The organism is Streptomyces sp. NPDC001816, from assembly GCF_042892235.1.
In the GTDB taxonomy this organism is placed as follows: domain Bacteria; phylum Actinomycetota; class Actinomycetes; order Streptomycetales; family Streptomycetaceae; genus Streptomyces.
Genome location: NZ_JBIATY010000003.1, coordinates 441,373 through 452,934 on the forward strand (window position 1 = coordinate 441,373; position 11,562 = coordinate 452,934).

Genomic DNA, 11,562 nt, shown 5'->3' on the forward strand with positions numbered 1-11,562 from the left:
ACCTCAGCCCTTCCCCAGCAGCAGGCGGGCCTCGCCCACCGTGATGACCGAACCGGTGACCAGTACCCCGCCGCCCGCGAACTCGCCCTCCTCCTCGGCCAGCGTGATCGCGGCCTCCAGAGCCTCGGGCAGCCGCGGCTCGACCTGGACCCGCTCCTCGCCGAACACCTCGACGGCGATCGCGGCCAGCTCGTCCGTGTCCATGGCGCGGTGCGTGGAGTTCTGCGTGACGACGACCTCGGCGAAGATCGGCTCGAAGGCCTCCAGCAGCCCCCGCACGTTCTTGTCGGCGCTCGCCCCGACCACACCGATCAGCCGGGTGAAGTCGAACGCCTCCCGCACGGCCTCGGCGGTGACCTCGGCGCCCGCCGGGTTGTGCGCCGCGTCCAGCACGACCGTGGGAGAGCGCCGTACGACCTCCAGCCGGCCCGGCGAGGACACGGCCGCGAAAGCCTTGCGCACGGTGTCGATGTCCAGCGCCTCCGCACGCACCGAGCCGACCCCGAAGAACGCCTCCACGGCGGCGAGCGCCACCGCCGCGTTGTGCGCCTGGTGGGCGCCGTGCAGCGGCAGGTACACCTCGGGGTACTCACCGCCCAGGCCGCGCAGGGTGACCAGCTGCCCGCCGACCGCGACCTGCCGGGCCACGACGCCGAACTCCAGCCCCTCCCGGGCCACGGTCGCATCCACCTCGACGGCCTTCTTCAGCAGCGCCTGCGCCGCGTCCACCGGCTGCTGCGCCAGGATCACGGTCGCGTCCTGCTTGATGATGCCGCCCTTCTCAGCGGCGATCTCGCCCGGCGTCGCGCCGAGCCGGTCGGTGTGGTCGAGGGCGATCGGGGTGACCACCGCGACATCGCCGTCGATCACGTTCGTCGCGTCCCAGCTGCCGCCCATGCCGACCTCGACGACGGCGACGTCGACGGGGGCGTCCGCGAACGCGGCGTACGCCATGGCGGTGAGCACCTCGAAGAACGACAGCCGGTACTCCTGCATGCCGTCCACCATCTCGATGTACGGCTTGATGTCCTGGTACGTCTCGATGAACCGCCCGGCGGAGATCGGGGCGCCGTCCAGGCTGATCCGCTCGGTGACCGACTGCACGTGCGGGCTGGTGTACCGGCCGGTGCGCAGCTCGAAGGCGCCGAGCAGGGCCTCGATCATGCGGGCGGTGGAGGTCTTGCCGTTCGTGCCCGTGATGTGGATCGACGGGTACGACCGCTGCGGCTCGCCCAGCACGTCCATCAGCGCGGCGATACGGCTGACGGAGGGCTCCAGCTTGGTCTCGCCCCAGCGGCCCGCCAGCTCCGCCTCGACCTCGCGCAGGGCCCGGTCGACCTCGGGGTCCTCCGGCCGCGCGGGCACGTCGGCCTGCGGCGGGCCGCCCTGGGTGCGCAGGGTGCGGCTGCCGGCCTCGATCACCGCCAGGTCGGGGTCGCGGTCGGTCTCTTCGGCGATGAGTTCTTCGAAGGCGTCGAGGGGGTCGGGCTGGTCGTTTTCGTGCGGGAGGTCGCTCACAGGGCCAGTCTACGGAGCCGCACCGACAAAGGGTGCGGTGGCTCTTTTGGCCGGTTCGGGGTGGTTCGCCTCGTCGTTCGGGTGCGGGTGCGTCGTGGCTTGTCGCGCAGTTCCCCGCGCCCCTAGGCAGTTGCAGCTCCGTCGGCCGCAAACGCGCCGTCCGTAGCTGCGGGCAGTCGTGCCGCTTGGGGCGATGGGGGTCCCCCCTGCTCGAGCGAAGTCGAGAGCTTGGGGGAGGGTGGGCGCAGCGGCACCCCGCAAGCGCGGGTGAGCGGAACCTGCCCCCGGGTACGCGAAGGCCCCCGGAACCTCGGAGCTCCGGGGGCCTTCGACGTCGTACGAGCCCTTACGCCTGCGGCAACCGCTCCAGCTGGGCCTGGATCCGCGCGATGTCCTCGTCCGCCTTGGCAAGGCGCCCGCGGATCTTGTCGACCACGTTGTCCGGCGCCTTCGCCAGGAACGCCTCGTTGCCGAGCTTGGCCGTGGCCTGGGCCTTCTCCTTCTCGGCGGCGGCCAGGTCCTTCGCGAGGCGCTTGCGCTCCGCGGCCACGTCGATCGTGCCGGACAGGTCGAGGGCGACCTCGGCACCGGCGACCGGCAGGGTGGCCGTGGCCGTGAAGGACTCGCCCTCCGGCTGCAGGCGCAGGAGCTGGCGGATCGCGGCCTCGTGGGGGGCGAGAGCCGTGCCGTCGAGGGTGAGGCGGGCCGGGACACGCTGGCCGGGCTGGAGGCCCTGGTCGGCGCGGAAGCGGCGGACCTCGGTGATGACCGACTGGAGCGACTCGATCTCACGCTCGGCAGCCGCGTCACGGAAGCCACTGTCCGTCGGCCAGTCGGCGATGACGACCGACTCGCCACCGGTGAGGGTGGTCCAGAGGGTCTCCGTCACGAACGGGACGATCGGGTGCAGCAGCTTGAGGGTGACGTCGAGGACCTCGCCGAGGACCCGCTTGGAAACCTCGGCCGCCTCGCCGCCCGCCTGGAACGTCGTCTTGGACAGCTCGACGTACCAGTCGAAGACCTCGTCCCACGCGAAGTGGAAGAGGGCGTCGGACAGCTTGGCGAACTGGAAGTCGTCGTAGAGCGCGTCGACTTCGGCGATGACGGAGTTGAGGCGCGACAGGATCCAGCGGTCCGTCGCCGACATGGCGGAGGCGTCCGGCAGCGGGCCGTCCACCGTCGCGCCGTTCATCAGCGCGAAGCGCGTCGCGTTCCAGATCTTGTTGGCGAAGTTGCGGGAGCCCTGGACCCAGTCCTCGCCGATCGGGACGTCAACGCCGGGGTTCGCACCACGGGCCAGAGTGAACCGGAGTGCATCGCTGCCGTACTTGTCCATCCAGTCCAGCGGGTTGACCGCGTTGCCGAAGGACTTCGACATCTTCTTGCCGAACTGGTCGCGGACCATGCCGTGCAGGGCGATGGTGTGGAACGGCGGGGTGCCGTCCATCGCGTACAGGCCGAACATCATCATCCGGGCGACCCAGAAGAAGAGGATGTCGTAGCCGGTGACCAGGACGGAGTTCGGGTAGAACTTCGCGAGCGACTCGGTCTGCTCGGGCCAGCCCAGCGTGGAGAAGGGCCACAGGCCGGAGGAGAACCAGGTGTCGAGGACGTCGGTGTCCTGGTGCCAGCCCTCGCCGGTGGGCGCCTCGTCGTCGGGGCCGACGCACACGACTTCCCCGCCCGGCCCGTACCAGACCGGGATCCGGTGACCCCACCACAACTGCCGCGAGATGCACCAGTCGTGGAGGTTGTCGACCCAGTCGAAGTACCGCTTCTCCATCTCCTGCGGATGGATCTTGACCTTGCCGTCGCGGACGGCGTCACCGGCGGCCTTCGCCAGCGGGCCGACCTTGACCCACCACTGCATGGACAGGCGGGGCTCGATGGTGGTCTTGCAGCGCGAGCAGTGGCCGACACTGTGGACGTAGGGCCGCTTCTCGGCGACGATCCGGCCCTCGGCGCGCAGCGCGGCGACGATGGCGGAGCGGGCCTCCAGGCGGTCCAGGCCCTGGAAGGGGCCGTGGGCGGTGATGACGGCGTGCTCGTCCATGATCGTGATGGACGGCAGGTCGTGGCGCTGGCCGATCTCGAAGTCGTTCGGGTCGTGCGCGGGGGTGACCTTGACGGCGCCCGTGCCGAACTCGGGGTCGACGTGCGTGTCGGCGACGACCGGGATGGAGCGGTCGGTGAGCGGCAGGCGGATCAGCTTGCCGATCAGGTGCTTGTACCGCTCGTCGTCGGGGTGAACGGCGACGGCGGTGTCACCGAGCATGGTCTCGGCACGGGTCGTGGCGACGACGATGGTGTCGTCCCCCTCGCCGTACTTCATCGAGACCAGCTCGCCGTCGTCGTCCTGGTACTCGACCTCGATGTCCGAGATGGCCGTCAGACAGCGGGGGCACCAGTTGATGATGCGCTCGGCGCGGTAGATCAGCTCGTCGTCGTAGAGGCGCTTGAAGATGGTCTGGACGGCCTGGGAGAGGCCCTCGTCCATCGTGAAGCGCTCACGGGACCAGGCGACACCGTCACCCAGACGGCGCATCTGGCCGCTGATCTGGCCGCCGGACTCGCCCTTCCACTGCCAGACACGCTCGACGAACGCCTCGCGGCCGAGGTCGTGGCGGGACTTGCCCTCCTTGCCCAGCTCGCGCTCGACGACGTTCTGCGTGGCGATGCCGGCGTGGTCCATGCCGGGCTGCCACAGAGTCTCGAACCCCTGCATGCGCTTACGACGCGTCAGCGCATCGATGAGGGTGTGCTCGAAGGCGTGGCCCAGGTGGAGGCTGCCGGTGACGTTCGGCGGCGGGATGACGACCGTGTACGGCGGCTTGTCGCTCTTCGCGTCCGCCTCGAAGTAACCCCGCTCTACCCAGCGCTCGTACAGCGGCCCCTCTACATCGGCCGGCGCGTACTGGGTCGGCAGTTCGGTGTCGGGCGCGGGTGGCTGCTGCTGAGCGTTCTCGGTCACGGGGGTCAGTTTAGAGGTGTCACGGGGTGGTCCCGAAACGCGTTTGTTCTGTAACGGTGCGGCCCCCGGTGCCATGTGCCTCCTGTGCCTGGTCCAGGATGTCAGGAACACATAAGCATCTGGAGGGGAACCCAGAAATGAGCAGCAACCAGCCGGGCCCGTACGGCCAGCAGCCGCCCTACGGCCAGCCGGGGCAGCCTGGTCCCTACGGCCAGCCGGGCCCCTACGGCCAGCAGCCGCAGGCACCCCAGCCCGGCTACGGCTACCCCCAGCAGGCTCCTGCGGCCCCGCCGCAGCCCGGGTACGGCTACCCGCAGCAGGGTGCGCCGCAGCAGCCGAACCCGTACGGCCAGCAGCAGCCGTACGGCCAGCAGCCCTACGGCGTCCCGCAGCCGCCGGCCGCGGGCGGCGGCAAGAAGAAGACGGGCCTGATCATCGGTGCCGTGGCGGTCGTCGCGGCGATCGCGGTGGGCGCGTACTTCGTGCTGAGCGGGAGCAGCAGCGTCGCGGACGACGGCCCGCACAAGCTGACGGCTCCGTCGTCGGTGATCAACGGGACGTACACGAAGTCGACGAACTCGGGCGACGCGGAGAGCGTCAGCGACTCCGACCTGCAGGACTTCGAGAAGGCGGGCGTGAAGGACCCCAAGGGTGTCAGCGCCGCCTACAAGAACGGCAAGGGGCTGACTACGAAGGGGCTCTCCTTCTCCGGCGTGTACGGCACGATCGACGACCCCGAGGGGCTCATCGACGCCGCCTTCGCCAAGGCCAAGACGGAGTCCGAGAAGGACGACAAGGGCAAGCTGATCGGCAGCCCCGAGACGGTCAACCCGTCGGGCTTCTCCAACGGCGTCATGAAGTGCCAGGTGGCCGAGTTCGACAACACCGGGTCGGGCTCGACCGGCGGGGCGAAGACGGTCAAGGTGCCGGTCTGCATCTGGGCCGACCACAGCACGACCGCCCGGGTCACGGCGTTCAGCTTCGCCAGCCTCGCCTCCGGTGACGGCGGCACGATCGCCGACACCGCAGAGCTTGCCGCCAAGCTCCGCAACGACGTGCGCGTCAAGTCCTGACGGCGTACAGCACAACGGCGAAGGGCCCCGGTCGATCCCGACCGGGGCCCTTCGTGTACGTCCGTGACGGCGGCTACGCCGTCTTCTGCTCCCCCGCGCCCCGGCCACGGGCGTCCCGCGGGATCAGGGTCGGGTTCACGTTCGAGTGGACGACATCCGCCGTGATGACCACGCGGGCCACGTCCTTGCGGGACGGGACCTCGTACATCACCGACATGAGGACCTCCTCCATGATGGCGCGCAGGCCGCGGGCGCCGGTCTGGCGGAGGATGGCCTGGTCGGCGATGGCCTCCAGGGCCTCGCGCTCGAAGTCCAGCTCCACCCCGTCGAGTTCGAAGAGGCGCTGGTACTGCTTGACGAGCGCGTTGCGCGGCTCGACCAGGATCTGGAGGAGGGCCTCGCGGTCCAGGTTGTGGACCGAGGTGATGACGGGGAGGCGGCCGATGAACTCGGGGATCATGCCGAACTTGACCAGGTCCTCGGGCATGACGTCCTCGAACTGGTCCTTGGCCTCCAGTTCGCGCTTGGAGCGGATCGTCGCGCCGAAGCCGATGCCCTTCGCGCCGGCCCGGGACTCGATGATCTTCTCCAGGCCCGCGAAGGCACCGCCCACGATGAACAGGACGTTCGTCGTGTCGATCTGGATGAACTCCTGGTGGGGGTGCTTACGGCCGCCCTGCGGCGGGACGGAGGCCGTGGTGCCCTCGAGGATCTTGAGCAGGGCCTGCTGGACGCCCTCGCCCGAGACGTCGCGGGTGATGGAAGGGTTTTCACTCTTCCTCGCGACCTTGTCGATCTCGTCGATGTAGATAATCCCGGTCTCGGCCTTCTTGACGTCGTAGTCGGCCGCCTGGATCAGTTTCAGGAGGATGTTCTCGACGTCCTCGCCGACGTACCCCGCCTCCGTCAGCGCCGTCGCGTCGGCGATGGCGAACGGGACGTTGAGCATGCGGGCCAGGGTCTGCGCGAGGAGGGTCTTGCCGGAGCCCGTGGGGCCGAGCAGAAGGATGTTGGACTTCGCCAACTCGATGGCGTCGTCGCGGCCTTGGGCGCCGCCGTTCTCACCTGCCTGGACCCGCTTGTAGTGGTTGTACACCGCGACGGAGAGAGCCTTCTTGGCCGCTTCCTGGCCGACTACGTAGCCCTCCAGGAACTCGTAGATCTCGCGGGGCTTCGGGAGTTCCTCCCAGCGCACCTCGCTCGTCTCGGCGAGCTCCTCCTCGATGATCTCGTTGCAGAGATCAATGCACTCGTCGCAGATGTACACACCGGGCCCTGCGATGAGCTTCTTGACCTGCTTCTGGCTCTTGCCGCAGAACGAGCACTTGAGCAGATCGCCGCCGTCACCGATGCGTGCCACGGTGTGCTTCCCCTTCGCCTGGGAGACGCCTGGACGCTTTCGAATCCAGCGGCTCCTGGTGCTGCCTTATGTCCGACGGTACCTTGCCGGGCCCTGTGTTCGGGCCCCCCTTGGCAGGGTTCACTTTGACGTGCACCGTGCCAAGAGGGGCAGAGAATACGTCGACGAAGACGTCGACCCGCGTCAGCGGACCGAGGCGTTGTTCATCTTCCGGGTGGAGATGATCTGGTCGACGATGCCGTACTCGAGCGCTTCCTCGGCCGTGAGGATCTTGTCGCGCTCGATGTCCTCGCGGACCTTCTCGATCGGCCGGTTGGAGTGCTTGGCCAGCATGGTCTCCAGCTGGTCGCGCATCCGGGTGAACTCGTTGGCGATGATCTCCAGGTCGGAGAGCTGACCGCGGCCGGTGGAGCCGGCCGGCTGGTGGATCAGCACGCGCGAGTTCGGCAGCGCCATGCGCTTGCCCGGCGTACCGGCGGCGAGCAGGATGGCCGCGGCGGAGGCCGCCTGGCCCATGCACACCGTCTGGATGTCGGGCTTCACGAACTGCATGGTGTCGTAGATGGCCGTGAGGGCCGTCATGTCACCACCGGGGCTGTTGATGTAGATCGAGATGTCCCGGTCGGGGTCCATCGACTCCAGGCACAGCAGCTGCGCCATGACGTCGTTGGCGGAGGCGTCGTCGATCTGGACGCCCAGGAAGATCACGCGCTCCTCGAAGAGCTTCGCGTACGGGTCGTACTCGCGGATGCCCTGGGAGGTGCGCTCGACGAAGCGCGGGATGACGTAGCGGCTGTCGGGGCGGGGCCCTTCGTACATGCCGCTGGCGGCGCCGGGGAAGTTGCTCATGGGGTTCACCGTCCTGGTGGCGTTCGGGGGGCTGGGGTCTCGGCGGTGCTTGGCGTGGCCGGGCCGGTCAGGCACCGGTGCCGCCGCCTCCCGGAACACCCGAGGCGTGCGTGATGATCTCGTCAATGAGACCGTACTCCTTGGCCTCTTCCGGGGTGAACCAGCGGTCGCGGTCGCCGTCGCGGATGATCGTCTCGACGGTCTGGCCGGAGTGCAGAGCGGTCAGCTCGGACATGGTCTTCTTGGTGCGCAGCAGGTACTGGGCCTGGATCTTGATGTCCGAGACCGTACCGCCGAGGCCCGCGGAGCCCTGGTGCATCATGATGTCCGTGTGCGGCAGGGCGAAGCGCTTGCCGGCGGTGCCGCCGGTGAGCAGGAACTGGCCCATCGAGGCCGCCATGCCCATGCCGATCGTGACCACGTCGTTCGGGATGTACTGCATGGTGTCGTAGATCGCCATGCCGGCCGTCACCGAGCCGCCGGGGCTGTTGATGTAGAGGTAGATGTCCTTGCTGGGGTCGGCCGCAAGGAGCAGCAGCTGAGCGGTGATCTTGTTGGCGATGTCGTCGTCAACCTGCTGGCCGAGGAAGATGATCCGCTCGCCGAGCAGCCGGTTGTAGACCTGGTCGCCGAGGCCACCACCGATGGAAGGCTCGCCGGCGGCTGAGGGCATCAGATTCGTCACGTATCCACCTGCTCGTCTTACGACGGCGCCGGGCCGTCTTACGTAGTCCTGCCGGGGCTTAGCGGGAACTCCAGCTTGCCCTCGTACTCATGGACCCTAACGCTCAGGCCGCTTCGGTGAATCCCGGAGAAGCGGGTGTTCGCCGGGGGCGTAGCGGAGGGCTCCGCCGGTTTGACCGGTGCGGTTTGTGGGGGGTGGTGGGGAGATGTAGGGCTGCGGGTGTGCGGGGGCCGGTCACGCCCCGCGGCGGAGCGGCATACGGATGCAGCCCCGCGCCCCTTCAGGTTGGCCTGTACGGGCCGGTACGACAAACGGGCCCCTGGGAAATCCCCAGGGGCCCGTCCAGGTCGTCACAGACGCCGTGGGGCTCAGCCCTCGGTCTTCTCCTCGGCCGCGTCCTGGGCGCCCTCGGCGGCCTCGACCGTCTCGATGGCGGCCTCGGTCTCGTCCTCGTCGTCCAGGTCGATGACCTCGCCGTTGGTGTCCTTCACCGTGGCGGCCTCGACCACGACGGCCAGGGCCTTGCCGCGGGCGACCTCGCCGACCAGGAGCGGCACCTGGCCACCCTCGACGACGGCCTGGGCGAACTGGTCGGGGGACATGCCGGAGGAGGCAGCACGCCGCATGAGGTGCTCGGTGAGCTCCTCCTGGTTGACGTTGAGGTTCTCCTTCTTGACCAGCTCGTCGAGGACGAACTGGGTCTTGATGCCCTTGACCGCGGCCTCCCGGGTCTCGGTCTCGAACTCCTCGACGGTCTTGCCCTGGATCTCCAGGTACTTCTCGAGGGTGAGGCCCATCTGGCCGAGCTGGTGGTGCTCCAGGTTGTGCTTGCGGGTGTTGATCTCGTCCTCGAGCAGCTTCTCGGGGACCGGGACCTCGACCAGCTCGAGGAGCTTCTCCAGGACGCGCTCCTGCGCCTGGGTGGCCTGGTCGAACTGCTTCATGTTGGCCAGGCGCTTGCGGCTGTCGGCCTTCAGCTCGTCCAGGGTGTCGAACTCGGAGGCGAGCTGCGCGAACTCGTCATCCAGCTCCGGCAGTTCACGGGCGGCGACCTGGGTGACCTTGACGGTGACCTCGGCCTCCTTGCCCGCGGCGGAGCCGCCCTTCAGCTCGGAGGTGAAGGTGGCCTCGCCACCGGCCTCCAGGCCCTTCACGGCGTCGTCGATGCCGTCCAGCAGCTCGCCGGAGCCGATGGTGTAGGAGACACCGTTGGCGATGCCGTCCTCCAGCACCTCGCCGTCGACCTTGGCCTCCAGGTCGATGGTGACGACGTCGCCGTCCTCGGCGGCACGCTCGACCGGGGAGGTGGAGGCGAAGCGCTCACGGAGCTGCTCGACCGACTTCTCGATGTCCTCGTCGGTGACCTCGACGGCGTCGACCTCGACCTCGATGCCGGAGTAGTCCGGGATCTCCAGGGTCGGGCGGATGTCGACCTCGGCGGTGAAGTTCAGCGTCTCGCCGTCCTTCAGCTCGGTGATGTCGACCTCGGGCTGGCCCAGCGGGCTCAGCTCGGCCTCGTTGACCGCCTCGGTGTAGAACTTCGGGAGCGCGTCGTTGACGGCCTCCTCCAGCACCGCACCGCGGCCGAACCGCTGGTCGATGACGCGGGCCGGGATCTTGCCCTTGCGGAAGCCCTTCACCGTGACCTGCTGGTTGATCTTCTTGTACGCCGCGTCGAGGCTGTCCTTGAGCTCCTCGAAGGGCACCTCGACAGTGAGCCGAACCCGGGTCGGGTTCAGGGTCTCCACGGCGCTCTTCACGGTTCGGTCTCCTTGTGGCTGACTTCTTGGGTTCTGCCGGAGCCAGACTGGTCCGGCGGATTTCGCCGCCCGGAGGAGTTCGTAGGCCGAGTGGGCCGGGACACACGGGCGCGCAGCTTGCATAGTAACCGCAGCCGCTCAGCGCCCCAAAAGGCGATCACCGCTGCGCCGTGACCCGGTGGTCGGGGTGGCGGGATTTGAACCCACGGCCTTCCGCTCCCAAAGCGGACGCGCTACCAAGCTGCGCCACACCCCGTCTGGTGCGACACGTAGGGTACATGCCCCGGCCGGATCCGTCGGCCGCTTTGCCGACTGCCGCGCGCGTGGCATCGCCGCAGTCCAAACGCGTTGGCCTCCGTGGCGGGCGACCCGCTACGATGCTCAGCAGTGCCGAGGTCACCGACCTGCGGCGCACTGTTGCGGGCGTAGCTCAATGGTAGAGCCCTAGTCTTCCAAACTAGCTACGCGGGTTCGATTCCCGTCGCCCGCTCTGAAGGCCGAAGGCCCAGGTGAGAGGTGGTTTCCTCGCCCTGGGCCTTCGGTCGTTCCGTCGCCCTACACCAGGGCGTTCCACCGCTGGTCGGTGTTGGTCGTGCACGTCCACTGGATGACTTCGGTCCCGTCCTTCCAGCTTCCGTTGGGGACCGCGAGGCATCTGTCGCTCGCCACGTTCCGCAGGCGGCCGATGCTGTCATGGATCCACAGCTGCTCGCTGCCGCCGTTACAGGTCCACTGAATGGCCTGGACACCGTTGGTCGTGGTGCCATGGGGAATGGCGAGGCACTTGCCACTCCAGCGGTTCTTGAGCGTGAATTGCCCGGTGTTGCCGTGGTCATGATTTTCTATGATCCACTGCTGGTCATAGTTGGTGTTGCAGGTCCACTGGATCGCGCCGACGCCGTTGGCCAGGCTCGAGTCGGGAATGGCGAGGCAGTCTCTGGTGTAGTCGTTCTCGAACTGCACCGAGCCGTCGGAGCCTGCGGCCGAGGTGGCGAGGGCCAGAACACATGCGGCAGCCGTCGCCGCCACGGAACCACCCATGATCGTCTTCTTACCTTTGGACACGGCGACAACCAGCTCCTTCACAGGGGGCTCATCACACTCGGATCCGCCCTTGCGGCGGGGCGTGATCACCGCATCACCAATGGCCTTGAGCAATGGATGAATTCGCTCCGGGGACCCGACTCCCTCTCGGATGAACACCCGTTGAATTCGCCCGGATGTCATGGTGAATGGATTCCCGTCGGGGCTCGATATCACCTGCGTTCGACGGAAGAGGGGGTGCCTCCGAGGGTGTGGCCGGTTCGAGGACGAAGCAGAGGGTGCCGTCGGCCAGGGTGGGGGTG

At 68.3% G+C, this 11,562-nt stretch carries 8 protein-coding genes and 2 tRNA genes; 2 read left to right on the forward strand and 8 right to left on the reverse strand.

The window, feature by feature from the left end; genetic code table 11:
* Positions 1 to 3: 3 nt before the first annotated feature.
* Complete coding sequence (locus ACFYZZ_RS13025; RefSeq protein ID WP_389174675.1) at positions 4 to 1,518, reverse strand: bifunctional folylpolyglutamate synthase/dihydrofolate synthase; 1,515 nt, start codon at positions 1,516 to 1,518, stop codon at positions 4 to 6.
* A gap of 346 nt (positions 1,519 to 1,864) precedes the next feature.
* Positions 1,865 to 4,489 carry a valine--tRNA ligase gene (locus tag ACFYZZ_RS13030; protein ID WP_389174678.1) on the reverse strand — a complete coding sequence of 875 codons (2,625 nt, stop codon included), beginning with the start codon at positions 4,487 to 4,489 and terminating at the stop codon, positions 1,865 to 1,867.
* Between the two features lie 137 nt (positions 4,490 to 4,626).
* Here ACFYZZ_RS13030 and ACFYZZ_RS13035 point away from each other — a divergent pair, with 137 nt between their 5' ends.
* Positions 4,627 to 5,562 carry a hypothetical protein gene (locus ACFYZZ_RS13035; RefSeq protein WP_389174681.1) on the forward strand — a complete coding sequence of 312 codons (936 nt, stop codon included), beginning with the start codon at positions 4,627 to 4,629 and terminating at the stop codon, positions 5,560 to 5,562.
* Positions 5,563 to 5,635: 73 nt separating this feature from the next.
* Here the strand turns inward: ACFYZZ_RS13035 and clpX are convergent, their stop codons facing one another.
* The 5 genes from clpX to ACFYZZ_RS13060 all read right to left on the reverse strand — a co-directional run bounded on the left by clpX (position 5,636) and on the right by ACFYZZ_RS13060 (position 10,472).
* Positions 5,636 to 6,922, reverse strand: coding sequence for an ATP-dependent Clp protease ATP-binding subunit ClpX (gene clpX / locus ACFYZZ_RS13040; protein WP_094221200.1), 1,287 nt, complete (start codon positions 6,920 to 6,922; stop codon positions 5,636 to 5,638).
* A 183-nt stretch (positions 6,923 to 7,105) separates the two neighbouring features.
* Positions 7,106 to 7,771, reverse strand: coding sequence for an ATP-dependent Clp protease proteolytic subunit (locus tag ACFYZZ_RS13045; protein ID WP_389174684.1), 666 nt, complete (start codon positions 7,769 to 7,771; stop codon positions 7,106 to 7,108).
* A gap of 67 nt (positions 7,772 to 7,838) precedes the next feature.
* On the reverse strand, positions 7,839 to 8,444 hold the full coding sequence (locus ACFYZZ_RS13050; protein ID WP_023550747.1) for an ATP-dependent Clp protease proteolytic subunit: 606 nt from the start codon (positions 8,442 to 8,444) through the stop codon (positions 7,839 to 7,841).
* A gap of 380 nt (positions 8,445 to 8,824) precedes the next feature.
* Complete coding sequence (gene tig / locus ACFYZZ_RS13055) at positions 8,825 to 10,216, reverse strand: trigger factor (protein ID WP_389174687.1); 1,392 nt, start codon at positions 10,214 to 10,216, stop codon at positions 8,825 to 8,827.
* A gap of 179 nt (positions 10,217 to 10,395) precedes the next feature.
* Positions 10,396 to 10,472, reverse strand: a tRNA-Pro gene (locus ACFYZZ_RS13060).
* Between the two features lie 163 nt (positions 10,473 to 10,635).
* Here ACFYZZ_RS13060 and ACFYZZ_RS13065 point away from each other — a divergent pair.
* Positions 10,636 to 10,706: transfer RNA gene (locus tag ACFYZZ_RS13065), tRNA-Gly, on the forward strand.
* A gap of 65 nt (positions 10,707 to 10,771) precedes the next feature.
* Here the strand turns inward: ACFYZZ_RS13065 and ACFYZZ_RS13070 are convergent.
* Positions 10,772 to 11,374, reverse strand: coding sequence for an RICIN domain-containing protein (locus ACFYZZ_RS13070; protein ID WP_389174690.1), 603 nt, complete (start codon positions 11,372 to 11,374; stop codon positions 10,772 to 10,774).
* Positions 11,375 to 11,562: the final 188 nt, after the last annotated feature.